Source organism: Streptosporangium sp. 'caverna' (assembly GCF_003203775.1).
Classification (GTDB): domain Bacteria; phylum Actinomycetota; class Actinomycetes; order Streptosporangiales; family Streptosporangiaceae; genus Streptosporangium; species Streptosporangium subroseum.
In genome coordinates, this window is sequence record NZ_CP029711.1 from 5,770,700 (window position 1) to 5,788,319 (window position 17,620).

Below are 17,620 nucleotides of genomic sequence, written 5' to 3' on the forward strand. Positions count from 1 at the left end.
CGCAAGGACGGCGCCGGCTCCCCCGTGAAGCGGGGGCCGCCTGCGAGAACGGAGGGAGGCCGGCGTGCCCGACACGACGACCCGGGCGGTCCGCCGCCGGTTCCGTCCCACCGCCGCCACCAGGGAGGCCGCCGCGGGATGGCTCTTCGTGGCGCCGGTCGTGACGATTCTCGGCCTGTTCCTGCTGGTGCCGATCCTGATGGCGCTGTGGGTCAGCCTCACCGACTGGAACGGGCAGGGCAGCCCTTTCCTCGCCGGAGTGCCCTACGTCGGGCTCCGCAACTACACCCGGCTGTTCACCGAGGACAATCTGGCCCGCCAGGACTTCATGACCAGCATCCGCAACAACTTCTACTACGTGGTGATCGTCGTTCCGGTGCAGACCGTGCTGGCGCTCGGCCTCGCCCTGATCGTCAACGGCACGCGGCTCAGGGGCAGGACGTTCTTCCGCACCGCGTTCTTCTTCCCCTCGGTCACCAGCTCGGTGGCGATGAGCGTGGTCTTCCTGTTCATCTTCGCCAACTCCGGCGCGGCCAACCGCCTGCTCGCGCTGCTCGGCATCAACGGTCCGCAGTGGTTCGCCGATCCCCGGGGCGTGCTGCACCTGCTGCTCGGCCGCACCGGCCTGGTCGACCCGGAGGCGCCACCCGCCGCGCTGACCGGCGGTGGCCTGTTCGGACTGTCCTGGTGGGAGTGGCTGTCCGGTCCCAGCGTGGCGATGGCCACGATCATCATGCTCGTCATATGGACCACCTCCGGCACGTTCATGCTGATGTTCCTCGCCGCGCTCCAGGACATCCCGGTGGCGCTGGAGGAGGCGAGCATGATCGACGGGGCCGGCTGGTGGCAGCGCCTGCGGCACGTGACGCTGCCGGTGCTCAAGCCGACGCTCTTCCTGGTGCTGACGCTCGGCCTGATCTCCACCTGGCAGGTCTTCGACCAGGTCTACGTGATGAGCCAGGGCAACCCGGCGAAGACCACGCTGACCCCGGCCTACCTGTCCTACCAGACCGCCTTCCGCGACTTCGAGTACGGCACCGGCACGGCGATCTCGTTCGTGCTCTTTCTGATCATCGTGATCCTGGCGCTGGTCCAGCGCCGGGTGATGCGCGAGCGCGCCGACCGGCCCCGCCTCCGTCGCCCGGCGTGGACGAGGAGGTCATGAGATGACGAGGTCCACGGATCCGAACGCGGCCCCTTCTGCCTCCCGCCGGCACCGGCCGATGCCGGGAGGCAGGTCACCGGGACCGATGCCGGGAGCCAAGTCCCTGACCTCCACCTTCGCCGGCTACGCCGTCCTGGTGTTCTTCTCGCTGGTCTTCCTGTACCCGTTTGTCATCCAGATCGCGAACTCCCTCAAGACCGAGCCCGACGCGACGGCCAACCCGCTCTCTCCGCTGCCCGACCCGATCTCGTTCGGCGGCTACGAGCGGGTGTTCCTCGGCACCGACATGCCGCTCTGGCTCGGCAACTCGCTGCTGGTGACGGTCCTCGTCACCGTCGGCCGGGTCTTCCTGGACTCGCTGGCGGGCTACGCGCTCGCCCGGCTCCGCTTCCGCGGGCGGCGCGCGCTGTTCTCGGCCGTCATCGCGGTGATGGCCGTGCCGGGGGTGGTGCTCTTCATCCCCAAGTTCCTCGTGCTCAACCAGTTCGGGCTGTACGACAGCTACACCGCGCTGATCCTGCCGGTACTCGTGGACGCGACGGGCGTCTTCATCATGAAGCAGTTCTTCGAGTCCATCCCGGTCAGCGTGGAGGAGGCCGCGCGCATCGACGGCGCCGGGGTGTTCCGCATCTTCTGGTCGGTCGTGCTGCCCATGGCGCGACCGGCTCTGATCACGCTGACCATCATCTCCTTCCAGGGCACCTGGAACGAGTTTCCGCACACCCTGGTGGCGGTGCAGAGCCCGGATCTGTTCACCCTGCCGCGCGGGCTCGCCGACCTGGTCACCGGGTCTCTCGGCATGGGCACCCGGTATCCGCTCAAACTGGGCGCCGCGGTGCTCGCCACGATCCCGGTCGCGATCATCTTCGTGATCTTCCAGCGCTACTTCGTCCGCGGCGCCAACGAGGGCGCCGAAAAAGGCTGAGCCATCCTCGCCGGTCCTGGTTCCGATCCCTGGTCGCGCCCGCACTGTCCGGTGGCCTCTGCCGTCACCGTCGGCGTTCATCTGCGTGTACGTATGAGAACGTTTCCTCTCGGGTGGCACCGGCCGTACGGGGCACTCGGGAACTCGCCGCGGGTGAGTGTGGAAGGTACGGCTTGAGCTGTGCCCGCCCCGTCACTCGCTCTCGGGGGTGAGCGTCCGCAGGAGGCGCGCCATCAGTTCGGCCCGGTCGACCTCGGCCAGGGCGAGCGCACGCGGCACGGTGCCGACCCGTGCCTGCAAGATTCCGAGCAGCAGATGCGCCGGCCGCAGATCCTTCTTGCGGTCAACCGACGCGAAGCCTCGTTCGAGCGCGAGTTTGGCCGATGCCCCCAGCTGCGTCGGAGGCTTGGCGGCCTTGCTCGGCCGGGGGAGACCGGAGGCGGCCAGAGACACCCCGGCCGCGTTCAGACTGTGCTCGAACTCGCGGTCCAGCGCGTCGCGGATCGCTCGATGGTCGAGCCCGGCCGAGGTCAGGACCTGACGGGTGGCGTTCTCCCCCTCGGCGGCGATCGCCAGCAGGAGATGGTGTGCCTCGATCGCCGCCGATCCGTCGTGGTGCGCATCGCGTCTTCCCTGCTCGATGATCGTGTTGATGTATTCGTCGATGGCGGCCATCGTCAGCGCCTCCTCAGTGTCACGCCCGCGGCGATGAGCCGCTTGGCGTGCTTCTTGTGGACCGCTTGGCGCGTCACGCCGAGCGCCTCGGCGACCTGCGGCCAGCTCCAGCCCGCTCGCATCGCCTGCTCGACGGCGGCGTCCTCTATCTGGTCGGCCAGGCGTCTCAACGCCGCCACAGCCGCCAGCGCATCAGCGGGCTCTTGGGGAACGGGAGTCTCAACACCGGACATGTAAGCAACCTTAGTTGACTAATTCAAATAGTCAATTCATGTTGCTCATCACGGGCTCCGGACAGCGGCCCGGCCTCCGGTTCGCCACCTGCCGCGAGGTGGAGACGCGCTTCCTCACCCCCGCCGACCCCCATGAGCTGCGCATCACCACCCCCGGTGGGTTGCGGCGGTGCGCCCCCGACCCGCAGGTGATCGGCGGCGTCGACCAGGGGGCCCGGGACCAGGCAGGAGGTGAGAACGGCGGCTCCGGCGGCGACCGCGCAGGCCGCGTTGAGGGCGATGGGCAGGCTGAACACGCTCAGGGCGGGGCCGGCCAACGCGCCGACCATCGACGCGGCGGCCTCGGCGGTGATGAACACCGCGCTGACACGGCCGAGAAGCGCCGCCGGAGTGGTTCGCTGCAGCCAGGTCTGCAGGGCGACGATCACCGTGACCGCGGGAATCCCGAGCAGGACCGCCGCGGTCAGCGCCACGGGCAGGGACCGGGCGTTGAACATCAGGAAGAACGCGCCGGCGACGAGAAGCTGGCCGGCGGCGACCGTCGTCCGGACGGGCAGGCGGTCGACGATCCTTCCGCTGATCGGGGCGCCGATCAGGAAACCGGCGCTCAGCGCCGACAGCAGCCAGCCGACCTGCGTGCTGCCCCCGAGGGAGGAGACCCCGAACGGCACCAGCAGCGCCGTGAGCGCCGCGTTCGCCAGGAGGTAGACGCCGTTGGCGACCAGCAGGGCGCGGGTGGCGGCGGCCCGCCTGACGTGGCGCAGCCCGTCCCTCAGTTCGGCGAGCACACGCCGGGAGAGCTCCCGGCGGTGAGGGTGTGGCCGGATGAATCCGATCGCGACGGCGGATGTCAGGTAGCCGACGAGGGCGACGGTGATGGCCACGTCGACGCCGAAGACAGCGAACAGCAGGCCACCGAGCGGGGCCGCGCCCAGCCCGATGACCCCGGAGGTGAAGGAGTTCAGTGCGTTCGCGCTGGTCAGCAAGGAGCCGGTGCCCACGACGTCGGGTGTGTACGCCTGGGCCGCCGGACGGAACAGCACCCCCACGACGCCCTCGCCGAACACCGCCAGATAGACGATCCAGACCGTGTCGGGGGTGCGGGTGAAGAACAACAGGGAGATGACCGCCACGTGAGCGACGCTGGTGAGAAACATCAGGCGCCGGCGATCCCACCGATCGGCCAGCACCCCGGCGAACGGCCCCAGCAACAGGACCGGAAGATACTCGGCGGCCAGGGTGAGCCCGGTCGCGAATATCGATCCGGTCACCGCGTACACATGGGCGGGGACCGCGACCACCAGGAGATTGGCGCTGAAGGTGGCGGCCGCCCGCGCTACCCAGAGCAGTCGAAAGTCCCGCACTCGTAAGGCCCGCAGCACAGCTTCCCCCCTTCACGACTATTCTGTGAAGAGAGAAACAGGGACAAACTATTCTGTCAAGATAGGACCATGGATCACGCCGAACTGGGCCAGCGCCTGCGCTCCCGGCGCGCCGCGCTCGGCCGGACCGTCGCCTCCGTCGCCGCCGACGCCGCGTTGTCGGTGCCGTACGTGGCCAACCTGGAGAACGGCCGGGGCAACCCCACCGTCTCCGCCCTCGACCGGCTCGCCGAGGCTCTCGGCACCCGCCTGACCGTCACCCTCGCCGATCCGGACAGCGGTTCCGGGGAACCGCCTCCACCACCCGCGCTCCTCGGCTTCACCCGGACCCGCTATTTCCGCCGGGAGGCCGGCAGTCTGGCCACATCACTCGGGGAGGAACCGCACCGGGTCCGGACCCGGCTGCTCGACGCACTGGCCGCCGTCACCCGCGGCCTGGGACGTGACGACCTGTCCGAACGCGACTGGCAGCGCCTCCTCGACGCCATGATCCTCATCCTCGCCCATCCCACCGAACCTTCTCCGATGGCCGAGCCTTAAAGGCGCCGAATTCAGGATGTAGTCTCCGAACCGGCGAATGTCGAAGCGCACTGCCGGCATCGGGCCGGTAGGGCGGTCTGAGAGCGGGAGCTATGGCGACAGAGTTCGAGGTCGGCGACTACATCCTGGTGCAGGACGGCAGAATTCTTGAGATTTTCCATCGCACTCTGTCAAGCGTCAAGCGCTTCCACGTGGCGTTTCTCGGGGTGTACGCGAAACCGCGCCGCAACGGATTCAAGGTCATAATCGGCTCCAAAGACGGCAACGACCAGATTGTCAACGGGTTGCCGTTGGACATGAATCCGGAGGAGTTGGAGCGTTTCCGTGAGTTCATGGCCCCGTTGATCGCTGCGCGCGACCACACGACCTCCCCGTAGTCGATGCCTGAACACAGATCAATGAAGCGACAGGGCCCTACGGTCTGAGCCGAAGGCTCCCGCGTACGCGATGATCGCACCGTTCTTACCGACGCACTCCCCCCGCACCGGTAAGAACGGTCCGCCGGAAGTCCGGGTATCGCTTATCCGGGCGGGCGCGGCTCCATCGATCTCAGCAGGAGCTCACCCAGGGCTCGGGTGACGCCCGACTCCCCCGTTCTTCGCTCGATGGCGGCGAACATGGGCGAGGGATTGCACTCCAGCAGTGCGAAGGTGCCGTCGTCCCTGCGGCGGATGTCGATGCCGGTGAACACCATCTCGCACGCCTCGGTCGCCCGAAGGCACGCGTCGTGCTCCTCCTCGCTGGGCGGGGCCGGAAACACCGCGGTCTCCGCGCCCCGGTAGTCGAGCTCGTCGGAGACGATCTCGTATGAGGCCACCACCTTGCCGGCGACGACGTATACCCGCAGGTTGCGCCCGGGGACCTCTTCCTGGAACAGCACGGGGGCTCCGGCGAGCAGGCGGAGCCGCTCCGGGAGGAGATCGTCTTCGGTCGCGCGGCGGCACAGAGCCCCGCCCGCGATGGGTTTGTAGACCATCGGCCCGCCGAGGCTCCGGGCGAAGTCGACGACGGCGGCGGGATCGTTGGTGGCGAGCGTCCGCGGAACCGGAACGGCGGCGTCCCGCAGCCTCTGGAGCTGCTCGAGTTTCAGGAAGTGCTGCCCGAACGTCGATGGATGGTTGACGAGGAGCGCGCCGCCGCGCTCGAGGGCCGCGACGAAGCTGAACACGAACGAGCGGATCTCACGGCCGTTCGCATAGGCCGAACGCCGCGCGCTCTCCTGCTCCCCCGCCGTGGCGGTGCCCGCTTCTCCATGGCGGGAAAGGAAGGGCAGGGGTAACGGCAACGAGCGGACATACCAGGGCCCCTCCGGGCCGGCTCCGAGCCCCGGAGCCACGGGCAGACCGTCCGACAGTGAGAGCGACGCCTCGGCTGGAAACCTCGAAAGATCGAGGATGGCCGGCTCCGCCCGGCGCTCTCGCAGGTAGCTCGCCACCCTTGCCACCTGCTCGTCGCCCGGCGGGCCGATGATCCCCCAGCGTTCCATGCCTCGGAGCGCCGTCCTTCGTCGATCGCCGCCGCTCTAGCCGCAGCCTTCCTCGCCGATCGCGTACGTGGTGTAACCCCCGCCGCCCTCCTCGCCGGTCATGTATGTGGTCGGGCCGCCACCGAGCCCGGTCGTCGTGCCGGGTCCTTCCGCCAAACTGTCAGGAAGATCGACGATGAAGTGCTGTAGGTCCGCCATAGCCCTTACCTCCGCTTGGTCCAGCCGACACCGAACAACAATCAGTAATGGTACAACTACTTAACGTCGCTTTCCATGGTGTTGGCTGGACCCGCTCCGGAGGAAACGGACTAGGAGGAGTAGACCTCGAACGAGGAGAGCTGCCCGGCGGGCCATCCGGTGTTGCCGGTGATGTTCAGCCGCAGGTATCTCTGGGTCGTCGCCGGCACGGTGATGGTGACGGTGTTGGCACCTGCCGGGTTGAAGGTGTAGCCCTGCGACGCGACCAGGGTGTCGAAGGCGGTGCCGTTGACCGAACCCAGCACCGACAGGGTCTGGGTGCGCGTGTTCCAGCTGGAGATCGGCGGCAGCTTCAGCACCACGCGCTTGACTCCGGCCTGCGCGCAGAGATCGACCGTGATCGACTGGGGGAAGGCGTTGTTGGCGCTCTCCCAGTAGGTGGAGGCGTTCCCGTCGACGGCATTGGCCGGGACGTAGTTCTGCGTGGTGCTGCCTGCCGTGATCGACTTGCCCCGGGCCAGGTCACCGGTTCCCGGAGAGCACCCGGTGGGGGTCTTGGTCACCGCGGTCACCGTGGCGGAGGGTGGCGAGGTGTTCTGCGCGGCGTCCCTGGCCACCACGTAGAACTGGTAGGACGTCGACGGGCTGAGACCCGTGACGGTGAACGACGTTCCGGAGACGCTGCCCACCTTGACGTCGGTGGCACCCGCCTCACGGTAGACGTCGTAGCCGCTCACGCCGACGTTGTCGGTGGCGGCGTTCCAGGCCAGCGCGACGCCGGTCTCGGTCGTCGCGGTGGAGCGCGCGTTGCCCGGCGCCGACGGCGGCTGGGTGTCCGGCTGGCTCCCGCCACCCCTGCGGGTCTCGAACTCCGTCGCCCAGTACTTCGTCCGGTCCAGGTAGGCGGTCTCCGCCGCGGCCCCGGTCTTGCCGTACGCGCCCTCGAACGTCTGGTAGCCGAATCCCGCGGGCGGGTTGCCGCGGGCGGGCTCGATCGAGCTGCCCTCGTGCCACTCGTTGAAGGAGGTGATCGAGACCCACGACGGCAGGCCGCCCTTGGCCGTGTCGAGGGCGTTGGCCCACTCCAGGTCGTAGGTGGCGCCGTTCGCGCGGCCGAGCGTCGGCGAGGTGTTGCCGGGTACGGCGCGGTCGTCGATGTAGCCGGGCGCGACCGAGGGCGCCCAGATCAGGCCGTTCTGCTTGGCGTAGGCGCCCGCGTTCGCCCAGCCGGGCGCGGTGGCACCGGCGATCCCGTCGTAGGTGTACAGACCGGAGAAGTGGGCGATCTTCGAGGTGTCGGTGGTCTGGGCGAGCACGATGTTGTTCTGGGTCACCTGGTCGAGCGCGGCCCAGTCGGTGATCTTCAGGCTCTCGAACACGTAGAAGGCGGCGCGGTTGCCGTGCTCGGCGTCGCGGTAGAAGGCCGGGCTGCCGCCGTAGCGGTTGTTGATGTACTGGATGTCGCCGACGACCGAGGCCGCCGAGCGCCCGTTGTACGGCTCGATGTGCCACGCCACCTTGATGCCGTACTGCGCCGCGGCGTTCATCACGCCCGCGACCAGGTTGTCCTCGTAGCTTCCCTGGCCCCACCAGCTGTAGACGAGGACGCCGACTCCGGCCTGCTTGATCCACTGCATGTGCTTGGTGACGGCGCCCGCGTAGTCGCCGGAGTCGTAGGGGCCGAGGCTGGGATACAGATCCGCGCCGATGTCGTTCGGCGGGGTGCGGCCGCCCTGCTGCCAGTGCCGCCAGTCGCCGCCGACCTGGGGATTGCCGTACCAGGGGTAGTAGAACAGGTGGACGTTGGGGGACAGCTCGGGGACCGCCGCCCCGCGTGCCGCCGGCGCCACCTGCACGCCCGCCCAGCACAGCATGAGGAGCAGGACCGCGAGGATGACGGGATTACGACGTCTGGCAGGTGGCAGAAGACTTACTGATTGATCGGATGTCTTCATCGGCTGACCCTTCGTCACGCAGGGCCGGATCACCGCGGTCGTCGGGGCGTACGGTCACCGCGATCCGGCAGGGTGGGGGGCGGGAAGATCTCCGCCGTCAGCTAAAAAGCGGCAGGACGGCGTTGTGCACACCATAGGATGACGCCCGAGTGTCCGCAATGTTTCTACTTCTTTTCGCAAAAAAATACCTACGCGCTGACTGTTACTCGTGAGACTTGCGAGAGAGCGCGATGGCTGGGGCATCCAGGCGCTGGCCAGCACGCCAGCCGGAGTGGAACGGTCCGATGTTTCGATCCACTGTTCTCCGCGAGGGCCCGGGCGGCCCACCTGACCGTCTCAGCGCGGCGTCCCCGAACCGTTCTCCAGCCTTCCGACGGCGTCGAGGATGGGGATGTCTCCGCCGATGAGCTCCAGGACGCGGTGGCGGGTGCCGGGCGCGTCCAGCAGCGCGACGATCACCGCGGCGACGTCCTCGCGGGGCACCTGGCCGCGGGGAAGCGGCGACTCCGACAGGGTGACCCCTCCGACCCCCGGACCGTCGGTCAGGCCACCGGGACGCAGGATCGTCCAGTCCAGGTCACGGGCGCGCAGATCGCGCTCCGCGTCCGTCTTGGCCTTGATGTACGCCGCCCACACCTCCTCGGAACCCGGCGCGGGCGGGCGCCCGGCTCCCATCGACGAGATCTGGATGAAACGGCGCACCCCGGCACGCTCGGCCGCCTCGGCCAGCAGGGCCGAGGCCCCGCGATCGACGGTGTCCTTCCTCTCCACGCCGCTGCCCGGCCCCGCCCCCGCGGCGAACACCGCCGCGTCGGCCCCCAGCAGGTGGGCGGCGACCTCCTCCACCCCGGCCTTCTCCAGGTCGCACAGGACGGCCTTGGCGCCGATCGCCCGGAGATCGGGCTCATGCTCGGGCTTGCGGATCAGGCCGACCGGCTCGTCGCCGCGATGGGCGAGCAGCCGCTCCAGGCGTAGGGCGATCTTCCCGTGTCCGCCCGCGATGACTATGCGCATGTCGATTCCTCCTCAAGACGAGACTCGCACGGCCGTACGGCTCGCGCTCCGCAGGACACGTGACCCTGCCGGGTGCACAAGATCCGCGACTGCCTCAAGTGATACCACGATCAGTGGCGAGTGGTATCACTCATCGGCTACAGTCGATGACATGGCGATGACCATCCGATTCGAAGACGAAGAGAACGAGCGCCTGCGCAGCATGGCCGAGGCCGAGGGGCTGTCCATGGCCCAGGTGGTCAGGCTCGCGGTTGACGAGCGCGCGACCCGCCTGTCCGTTCACTCCCGTCTCACCGACGCCTGGGGTCCGATCCCGCAGGCCGAGCTCGATCGTGCCGCGCGCTCCCTCGGGATGGAGCAGAGCCGCGCGGCTTCCTGACACCATGATCCCGTGAGCACCTTTCCTCCCGCCGGATCCGGCCGCATCCTCGACACCTCAGCCCTGGTGTCCGCCGCGACGGGCAAGCACCTCTACGCCCGCGCGCTCATCGCCGCCTCGCTGCAGTCCGGCACCGTCACCCTGCTCATCCCGGTCAGCGCCTACATCCAGGCCCTCGCCATCCTTCCGCAGGACCTGCGCTGGCAGCTCATGCTGCTCACCACCTCACCCACCGTGGACATCAACTACATGGAGGATCGGGAGAAGGCCCACGAGGCCGCCGATCTCGCCGTGACCGACGTCGCCCTCGCCCACGTCGCCTGGTGCGGCCTGCGCTACGGCTGGCAGATCGTCACCGACCGCGGGGAGGAACTGCGCGAGATCGCCCCCGGCGTGGAGATCGAGCCCCTGCCCTGATCGCGGCCGAAGACCCCTGACCGCACCGCCCTTCAGGCTCCGACACGTTCGATGAACGCGGCGACCGTGTCTTCGAGGCCGGTGGCCGGTCGGCCGAGCAGGCGGGAGAGGTCGGGGGCGGTCTGGGAGAAGGCGCCGGCCCGCACCATCGGGAACAGGCTTCCGAGCCGGCCCGCCTCCGCGTCGGTGACCTCGCGATACGTGACAGGCCTGCGCAGGACCTTCGCCAGAGCCTCGGCGAGTTCGGGGTATGTCCACAGGGGTCCGCGCAACTCGTACGTCGCGTTGTCGTGTCCGGATCCGCTCAGAACGGCGCCGGCCGCGAGGGCCAGGTCGCGGAGCCTCGCCGTGTTGAGGGGCCGGCCCGCGGTGGAGGAGACGACCTCGCCCGTCTCGTTCGCCTGGGCCAGCGCGGTGCCCACGAACGCCTCGGAATAGAGGGTGTTGCGCAGCACCGTGTAGGTCAGGCCGGACTCACCGATCATCTTCTCGGTGGCGGCGTGATCGGCCGAGGAACCCTGGCCGCTCTCGGCGCCGATGGCGCTGGTGTAGACGATGCGCCGTACTCCCGCCTTGGCCGCGCGCTCCACGACGGTCCGGTGCTGGACCACGCGGACCCCGGGCGTCAGGTCCGAACCGGACACCAGAAGCAGGAGATCCACCCCCTCGAACGCCGTGTCGAGGGACGCGGGGTCGTCGTAGTCACCGCGCCGCACCTCGACGCCCCGGCCGGTGAGGTCGGCGGCCTTGCCGGGAGTACGGGCGACCGCGACGAGATCACCGGGAGAGATCCCGGTGAGCAGGTCCTCGATGACGATGCGGCCGAAGTTGCCGGTGACGCCGGTGATCGCGATCTTCGTCACGGAGGATCCTCTTCTGGCAGGCCGATCATCCGCGATGACGGCGGCTGAGAAATACCCGGAGAATGTACCGGCCGACGGACCTCGACCGCCTCAGGTTTAAATCGCCGCCACGGGGCGCCCCGGCTCCCGTCGCCCCCACGCCTGCGGACGGCCGTGACACGGAAGCCCGCGCCGGCGGTCCGCGTCTTCGGCCTCCCACCGTGCCCGGTCAGAAGGGGGTGGTGCCGCCCGCGCCGAAGTAGGTCTCGTGGTTCCACAGGTGGGTGCATCCCGGGCACTGCAGGTGCAGGACGCTTCCGGTGTTGCTGATGAGGTAGCGCCAGTGCACCCCGCAGTTCCGGTTGCTCGCGCAGTCTCCGCAGTCCATCTCGTCGCGGCACCGGGGGCAGGGCACCCAGGCCCTGCGTCCGAGGTCGGCGTGCGGATCAAGCGGCAGCATGGCCCGGTCCCCTCCGTGGAAGGACCCCCGCGTCCACGAGGATGTCGTAGAGCTCCTGCTGCCGCTCGTCGAGACCGGAGTAGAGGAGGTCGTAGGCCTCCTCCTCACGCCGCATCACCGCCGGCGGATCCCAGCCGGGCTCCAGTGCCGCCATGACCGCGGCCCGGCGGCGAGTCTCCTCCAGGGTGAGGTCGATCTCGAAGACGACATGTGCGCTGTTGCTGTCCTGGCTCAAAGCACGGCTCTCCGGTGGGATGGCGAACGTGTCATCCGTGTGACCTGCGGGAAGGCGCCCGCTGGAGGATCCGGAAGGGGACTCGGCCACCGTGGGGCCGAGATGGCCGGTCCTTTGCGATCACTCGAATGCGGCTCGGAAGTTGGATAGCCCCAAAGAGGGATCCATGTCCCTTTTTATACCTTATGTCGCTTTTCTTGGCCACTTCGTGACGCACGTCACGGCCACTACGCGATCCGCGAGACCACGTCCACACCCGTGGTGCGGGAGAGAGCCGGGTTCGAGGTTCGGGTTTGGGACGGTGGGCCCCGGACCGGTGTCGAGGCGTCGATCCATCCCGAGGGCGCGAACCGCGGCCGCCCTCACGGGTGACGCGACGGCGAGGCAGGAATGGGGACAAGTGATCTCCGACGACACACCGCGACGGAACCCAACCCGCGGATGCCTACCGCTTAACCTGCAGAAACAGGATCAGGCAGGGATCGGCTCACACACCACTCCGCCGGGCACGGCCCAGGTCGGCGACCTGGGCCCGGACGGGAAGCCGATCGTCGGGGCTCCGGGCCGGCAGACAAACCGCCGGAACTCCGGGCCGGTAGACAAGGAGAACTCTCATGAGCGTTGAGACCCCGATCGTCCTCGAACCCGCCGCGCAGGAGCTCGCCGACGCGACCTCGAGGCCCCCCTTCCTGTACGAGCTGGAGCCGGCCGCCGCCCGCCAGGTCCTCGACAACCTCCAGGCCGCGCCGGTCAACAAGCTGCCCGTCGACGAGGAGTGGATCACCGTGCCGGCCTCCGTGGGCGACGTGCGGGTGCGCATCGTCAGGCCGCGGAACGCCACCGGCACGCTGCCCGTCGTGGTGTACATGCACGGCGGCGGCTGGGTACTGGGCAACGCCGGCACCCACGACCGGCTCGTGCGCGAGCTGGCGGTCGGCGCCAGGGCCGCGATCGCCTTCGTGGAGTACACCCCGTCTCCGGAGGCCCGCTACCCCGTCGCCATCGAGCAGGGCTACGCCACCGCGCAGTGGATCGTCCGCGACGGCGCGTCCAAGGGCCTGGACTCCGATCGCATGGCGGTCGCCGGCGAGTCGGTCGGCGGGAACATGACGGCCGCGCTGGCCCTGATGGCCAAGGAGCGCGGCGACGTCACGTTCGTGCAGCAGTCGATGTACTACCCGGTGACGGACGCCGCCATGAACACCGGCTCCTACGACCGGTTCGCCACCGGCTACTACCTCAGCCGCAAGCTCATGGAATGGTTCTGGGACGCATACACCACCGACCCGGCACAGCGCGCGGAGATCACCGCCTCGCCCAACCAGGCCACCGCCGAACAGCTCGCCGGGCTGCCGCCCGCCTTCCTGCTCGTCGACGAGGCCGACGTGCTGCGCGACGAGGGCGAGTCCTACGCCGCCAAACTCCGGGCCGCCGGCGTCCCGATCACCACCGTGCGCTACGACGGCGTCGTCCACGACTTCATGCTGCTCAACTCGCTCAGCGACACCCGGGGGGCCCGCGCCGCCATCGCCCAGGCCACCGCGATCCTGCGCGCCGCGCTCGGAACCGCCTGAGCACTCACGACCATGTCGATCCGTGTCACGTCTGTGAGTGACGATGCCTCGCGGCGGCCTCAGGAGTCGTAGCCGAGCAGGTCGCCGGGCTGGCAGCCGAGCTCGCGGCAGACCGCGCTGAGGGTGGAGAACCGGATCGCCCTGGCGCGGCCGTTCTTCAGGATTGACAGGTTCACGATCGTCACGCCCACCCTGTCGGCCAGCTCGGTCAGGGTCATCCCGCGGTCGGCCAGCAGCTTGTCGAGGTGTACGACGACGTGGTGCTCCTCCTCCGGAGGCATCAGACCAGCCCCTGGGTGTCCGCCCTGAGCTTGCCGCCCTGCCGGAACACCTCCGCCAGCGCGAGAGCGGCGAGCCCGACGATGAGGACCCGGTAGAGGTTCATGTCCTCCCCCAGCGAATGGGTATCGATTTTCGATAAAACGATAAACGATAAACAGACGCGGGGACAAGACCGGACGACATGGAAAGTTACGGTGCTTTGCGAGCGCCGATGACCCGCTGGAGAAGGATGAAGACGAAGAGCAGCGCACCGATGACGATCTTCGTCCACCACGAGCTCAGCGTGCCGTCGAAGGTGATGATGGTCTGGATGACGCCGAGGACCAGAACGCCCAGGACTGTTCCCACCAGGTAGCCCGACCCCCCGGTGAGCAGGGTGCCGCCGATGACGACCGCGGCGATCGCGTCGAGTTCCATGCCGACCGCGTGCAGGCCGTACCCCGACAGCATGTAGAAGCTGAGCAGCACCCCGCCGAGCGCCGAGCAGAAGCCGCTGATCGCGTAGACCGTGATCTGGGTCCTGGCGACGGGCAGGCCCATCAGGAGCGCCGAGGCCGGATTGCCGCCGATCGCGTAGGTGTTGCGGCCGAGCCGGGTGTGGCTGAGGACGTACGCGCCGACGATGACGACGACCAGCGCGACGATCACGCTCGGGGACACGAAGTACTCCCCGAAGCGGACCTTCGACTGTGCCATCGACGTCCAGAAGGGGTCGGTGATCGGGATCGAGGAGGTGCTGATCGTGTAGCAGAGGCCGCGGGCGAGGAACATCCCGGCGAGGGTGACGATGAACGGCTGGATCTCGAAGTAGTGGATGATGCAGCCCATCGCGAAGCCGAGAAGCGTGCCGACGAACAGCACGAAGGGCAGTACGGCATAGGGCGGCCACCCCTGCTCCTGCAGCAGCGACGCCGACAGCATCGTGGTCAGCGCGACGACCGAGCCCACCGACAGGTCGATGCCGCCGGTGAGGATGACGAAGGTCATCCCCGCCGCGACGACGAGCAGGAAGGCGTTGTCGACGAAGACGTTGAGGATCACCTGCCCGTCGGAGAACGCCTCGTAGCGGATGGCTCCGACCCCGTACATCACCGCGAGCAGGGACAGCGTCGCCAGCACGGGGATGTACTTGCGCTGGGGCCGCCGCAGCCCCGGCCACCTGCCGGTCAGACTGGTCATGGCGCGACCTCGACTTTCGTCTTCTCCCGCGCGGCCGTCCGCGCGGACGGCCGACGGCGGCGCTGGAAAACCTTGGCGCGGAACGCCGGCGACTGGATGAGGCACACGACGGTGACCACCAGCGCCTTGAACAGCAAGGTCGTCTCCGGCGGGACGCCGACGGTGTAGATGGTGGTGGACAGTGCCTGGATGAGCAGGGCACCCACGACGGTGCCTCCGATGGAGAATCGCCCTCCGGCCAGTGACGTGCCGCCGATCACCACGGCGAGGATCGCGTCGAGCTCGATCCACAGGCCGGCGTTGTTGCCGTCGGCGCTGGAGACGTTCGAACTGATCATCAAACCGGCGATCCCCGCGCAGAACGCGCAGAAGACGTAGACCATCACGATGATCCGGCGGGAGCCGATGCCCGCCAGACGGCTCGCCTCGGCGTTGCCGCCCACGGACTCGATGAGCATGCCGAGCGCGGTGCGGCGGGTGAGCGCGACGGCCAGGGCCGTCACGGCCAGGGCCAGGAGGATGGAGAAGGGCACGGTCAGCCAGTAGCCGCCGCCGATGAGCTTGTACGGCGTGCTGTTGATCGTGATGATCTGGCCGTCGGTGATCAGCTGGGCCAGTCCGCGCCCCGCGACCATGAGGATCAGCGTCGCGATGATCGGCTGGATGCCGGCTCCCGCGACGAGGAAGCCGTTCCACAGGCCGAGCACCAGCGCCAGCCCGAGCGCCAGGCCGACCGCGGTCAGCACTCCGGCGACGCCGTTCTGGTCGTCCTGCCCACTGATCCACAGGCAGGACAGGGCTCCGCAGATGGCGACGATCGAGCCCACCGACAGGTCGATGCCCCTGGTGGCGATGACCAGGGTCATGCCCAGGGCGACCATGATCAGCGGTGCCCCGAAGCGGACGATGTCGATCAGGCTGCCGTAGAGGTGTCCGCCCCGGATCTCGATCTTGAAGAAGTCCGGCGTGAAGAGGAGGTTGGCCAGCAGGAGAACGATCAGGATGGTCACCGGCCAGAAGAGCCGCCGCCGGGCCAGTGCGCTCACGTGCTCGCTCAGGCTTGCGGTCATACGGCGGCTCCGCTCGCGATGATCCGCATGACGTGCTCGACGTCCACCCCGTCGTTGGGCATCTCGGTCACCAGATGTCGATCACGCAGTACGGCGATCTTGTGGCTGAGCCGCAGGACCTCTTCGAGCTCCGCCGAGATGAACAGGACGGCCATCCCCCCGTCGGCGAGCGAGACCACCAGCCGCTGGATCTCCGCCTTGGCGCCGACGTCGATCCCCCGGGTCGGCTCGTCAAGGATCAGCAGCCGGGGTTCGGTGATCAGCCAGCGGGCCAGCAGGACCTTCTGCTGGTTGCCGCCGCTGAGGTTGCGTACGACCATGTCCGGATTGGCGGGGGTGATGCGCAGGGCCTTGATGTATTTGTCCACCAGCTCCTCCTGCCTGCGCCGGGGGATCGGACGTGACCATCCGCGTTCGGCCTGGAGCGCGAGGATGATGTTCTCCCGCACGGTCAGGTCTTCGACCAGTCCCTCGGTCCGCCGGTTCTCCGAGCAGAAGGCGATGCCGTGGGCCATCGCCGCACGTGGGCTGCGGACGGCCACGAGGGTGCCGTCCACCCGGATCTGGCCGTGGTCGGCCCGATCGGCCCCGAACAGCAGCCGGGCCACCTCCGTCCGGCCCGAACCGAGCAGTCCGGCGAGACCGACGACCTCTCCGCGGTGGATGGCGAGGTTGAAGGGCGCCACGGCGCCGTCTCGCCCGAGCTCGCTCGCCGCGACCACCGGTGACGCGTCCTGGCGTGTGGCCGGGGAGTTCTTGGGCTGCTCGTCCAGTTGCTCCAGGACCTCCAGCTCCTTGCCGATCATCATGGCGACGAGGTCGATCTGGGCGAGCTCCGCGGTGAGACGCTCGCCCACCAGGCGGCCGTTGCGCAGCACCGTGACGCGGTCGGTGACCTCGTACACCTGGTCCAGGAAGTGCGTCACGAAGAGGATCGCGATGCCCTCGTCCTTGAGCTGCCGCATGACGCGGAAGAGCTGCTCGCACTCCTTCGCGTCGAGGCTGGAGGTCGGCTCGTCGAAGATGAGCACCTTGGCGGAGATGTCGATGGCCCGCGCGATGGCGACCATCTGCTGCACGGCGATGGAGTAGGTGCCGAGCAGGGCCGAGGCGTCGATGTCGAGCCGGAGCCGCCGGAGCAGTTCGGTGGCCCGCCGGTGGATCTTCTTCCACTGGATCGCGCCGAGTCGCCGCGGTTCGCGGCCGATGAAGATGTTCTCCGCGACCGACAGGTTGGGACAGAGGTTGATCTCCTGGTAGACGGTGCTGACACCGGCCTGCTGCGCCTGCAGGGGACCGGTGAAGCGCACCGCCTCCCCCTCCAGGAGGATCTCCCCTCCGTCGATGTCGTAGACCCCGGTCAGGGCCTTGATCAGCGTTGACTTGCCGGCGCCGTTCTCTCCCATGAGGGCGTGCACCTCACCGGGGAAGAGCCGGAAGTCGACGTCGCTCAGCGCCCTGACGCCGGGAAACTCCTTGGTGATTCCCGTCATCGCCAGGATCGCTGCGGGCTCTGCCATCCCTGTGGCTCCTTGCGTGTTCGGATGGTTCCTGCGGTTCCCCGTGGTTCTCACATGTCGTTCTCACGCGTCCGGATGGTTCTTACTTT

Annotated in this window: 21 protein-coding genes; 7 read left to right on the forward strand and 14 right to left on the reverse strand. The window is 68.6% G+C overall.

The genetic code is table 11. The annotated features are described in order from the left end of the window. Positions 1–64: 64 nt before the first annotated feature. A complete protein-coding gene (locus DKM19_RS25660) occupies positions 65–1,165 on the forward strand; it encodes a carbohydrate ABC transporter permease (RefSeq protein ID WP_239513587.1) in 1,101 nt (366 codons plus the stop codon). 1 nt (position 1,166) lies between these two features. Next, complete coding sequence (locus tag DKM19_RS25665) at positions 1,167–2,090, forward strand: carbohydrate ABC transporter permease (protein WP_239513588.1); 924 nt, start codon at positions 1,167–1,169, stop codon at positions 2,088–2,090. Positions 2,091–2,282: 192 nt separating this feature from the next. On the opposite strand, the gene DKM19_RS25670 is transcribed toward DKM19_RS25665, so the two are convergent. Genes DKM19_RS25670 through DKM19_RS25680 form a run of 3 tightly spaced genes read right to left on the reverse strand, consistent with a single transcriptional unit; the run spans position 2,283 to position 4,380 of the window. Beyond that, the gene (locus DKM19_RS25670) at positions 2,283–2,765 is read right to left on the reverse strand and encodes a Clp protease N-terminal domain-containing protein (protein ID WP_110698955.1); all 483 of its coding nucleotides are present in this window, start codon (positions 2,763–2,765) and stop codon (positions 2,283–2,285) included. A 2-nt stretch (positions 2,766–2,767) separates the two neighbouring features. Beyond that, on the reverse strand, positions 2,768–2,998 hold the full coding sequence (locus tag DKM19_RS25675; protein ID WP_110698956.1) for a hypothetical protein: 231 nt from the start codon (positions 2,996–2,998) through the stop codon (positions 2,768–2,770). A gap of 23 nt (positions 2,999–3,021) precedes the next feature. Next, on the reverse strand, positions 3,022–4,380 hold the full coding sequence (locus DKM19_RS25680; protein WP_110698957.1) for an MFS transporter: 1,359 nt from the start codon (positions 4,378–4,380) through the stop codon (positions 3,022–3,024). A gap of 69 nt (positions 4,381–4,449) precedes the next feature. On the opposite strand from DKM19_RS25680, the gene DKM19_RS25685 reads away from it, so the two are divergent. Together DKM19_RS25685 and DKM19_RS25690 are read left to right on the forward strand one after the other, a co-directional pair. Continuing rightward, positions 4,450–4,920 (forward strand): helix-turn-helix domain-containing protein, encoded by a 471-nt coding sequence (locus DKM19_RS25685; RefSeq protein ID WP_110698958.1) that lies wholly within the window; start codon positions 4,450–4,452, stop codon positions 4,918–4,920. A 92-nt stretch (positions 4,921–5,012) separates the two neighbouring features. Beyond that, entirely contained in the window at positions 5,013–5,297 is a 285-nt protein-coding gene (locus DKM19_RS25690; RefSeq protein ID WP_110698959.1) for a hypothetical protein, read from the forward strand. A gap of 143 nt (positions 5,298–5,440) precedes the next feature. On the opposite strand, the gene DKM19_RS25695 is transcribed toward DKM19_RS25690, so the two are convergent. The 4 genes from DKM19_RS25695 to DKM19_RS25705 all read right to left on the reverse strand — a co-directional run bounded on the left by DKM19_RS25695 (position 5,441) and on the right by DKM19_RS25705 (position 9,573). Beyond that, entirely contained in the window at positions 5,441–6,406 is a 966-nt protein-coding gene (locus tag DKM19_RS25695; protein ID WP_110698960.1) for a RimK family alpha-L-glutamate ligase, read from the reverse strand. Between the two features lie 36 nt (positions 6,407–6,442). Beyond that, positions 6,443–6,604 carry a hypothetical protein gene (locus DKM19_RS49750; RefSeq protein ID WP_162641755.1) on the reverse strand — a complete coding sequence of 54 codons (162 nt, stop codon included), beginning with the start codon at positions 6,602–6,604 and terminating at the stop codon, positions 6,443–6,445. Between the two features lie 110 nt (positions 6,605–6,714). Beyond that, entirely contained in the window at positions 6,715–8,559 is a 1,845-nt protein-coding gene (locus DKM19_RS50845) for a discoidin domain-containing protein (protein WP_204358217.1), read from the reverse strand. A 336-nt stretch (positions 8,560–8,895) separates the two neighbouring features. Then, a complete protein-coding gene (locus tag DKM19_RS25705; protein ID WP_110698961.1) occupies positions 8,896–9,573 on the reverse strand; it encodes an NAD(P)H-binding protein in 678 nt (225 codons plus the stop codon). A 157-nt stretch (positions 9,574–9,730) separates the two neighbouring features. Between DKM19_RS25705 and DKM19_RS50850 the strand changes: the two genes are divergently transcribed. Both DKM19_RS50850 and DKM19_RS25715 read left to right on the forward strand, forming a co-directional pair. Next, positions 9,731–9,952 carry a ribbon-helix-helix protein, CopG family gene (locus DKM19_RS50850; protein ID WP_204358218.1) on the forward strand — a complete coding sequence of 74 codons (222 nt, stop codon included), beginning with the start codon at positions 9,731–9,733 and terminating at the stop codon, positions 9,950–9,952. 12 nt (positions 9,953–9,964) lie between these two features. Next, complete coding sequence (locus DKM19_RS25715) at positions 9,965–10,369, forward strand: hypothetical protein (protein ID WP_110698962.1); 405 nt, start codon at positions 9,965–9,967, stop codon at positions 10,367–10,369. A gap of 32 nt (positions 10,370–10,401) precedes the next feature. Here DKM19_RS25715 and DKM19_RS25720 read toward each other — a convergent pair whose 3' ends face one another. The 3 genes from DKM19_RS25720 to DKM19_RS25730 form a co-directional block, all read right to left on the reverse strand. Continuing rightward, positions 10,402–11,232, reverse strand: a complete 831-nt coding sequence (locus DKM19_RS25720; protein WP_162641756.1) for an NAD(P)H-binding protein — start codon at positions 11,230–11,232, stop codon at positions 10,402–10,404. A gap of 208 nt (positions 11,233–11,440) precedes the next feature. After that, on the reverse strand, positions 11,441–11,671 hold the full coding sequence (locus DKM19_RS25725; protein WP_110698964.1) for a hypothetical protein: 231 nt from the start codon (positions 11,669–11,671) through the stop codon (positions 11,441–11,443). After that, a complete protein-coding gene (locus DKM19_RS25730; protein ID WP_110698965.1) occupies positions 11,658–11,906 on the reverse strand; it encodes a DUF6400 family protein in 249 nt (82 codons plus the stop codon). Before DKM19_RS25730 ends, DKM19_RS25725 begins: the two co-directional genes overlap by 14 nt. 614 nt (positions 11,907–12,520) lie before the next feature. Between DKM19_RS25730 and DKM19_RS25735 the strand changes: the two genes are divergently transcribed. After that, positions 12,521–13,480 (forward strand): alpha/beta hydrolase, encoded by a 960-nt coding sequence (locus tag DKM19_RS25735; protein WP_110698966.1) that lies wholly within the window; start codon positions 12,521–12,523, stop codon positions 13,478–13,480. Positions 13,481–13,539: 59 nt separating this feature from the next. On the opposite strand, the gene DKM19_RS25740 is transcribed toward DKM19_RS25735, so the two are convergent. The 4 genes from DKM19_RS25740 to DKM19_RS25755 form a co-directional block, all read right to left on the reverse strand. Continuing rightward, a complete protein-coding gene (locus tag DKM19_RS25740) occupies positions 13,540–13,761 on the reverse strand; it encodes a helix-turn-helix transcriptional regulator (protein ID WP_110698967.1) in 222 nt (73 codons plus the stop codon). Positions 13,762–13,951: 190 nt separating this feature from the next. Next, positions 13,952–14,941 (reverse strand): galactofuranose ABC transporter, permease protein YjfF, encoded by a 990-nt coding sequence (gene yjfF / locus DKM19_RS25745; RefSeq protein WP_110698968.1) that lies wholly within the window; start codon positions 14,939–14,941, stop codon positions 13,952–13,954. Next, the gene (locus DKM19_RS25750) at positions 14,938–16,011 is read right to left on the reverse strand and encodes an ABC transporter permease (protein ID WP_110698969.1); all 1,074 of its coding nucleotides are present in this window, start codon (positions 16,009–16,011) and stop codon (positions 14,938–14,940) included. The genes yjfF and DKM19_RS25750 overlap by 4 nt, the downstream gene beginning before the upstream one ends. After that, a complete protein-coding gene (locus DKM19_RS25755; protein WP_110698970.1) occupies positions 16,008–17,531 on the reverse strand; it encodes a sugar ABC transporter ATP-binding protein in 1,524 nt (507 codons plus the stop codon). Before DKM19_RS25755 ends, DKM19_RS25750 begins: the two co-directional genes overlap by 4 nt. Positions 17,532–17,620: the final 89 nt, after the last annotated feature.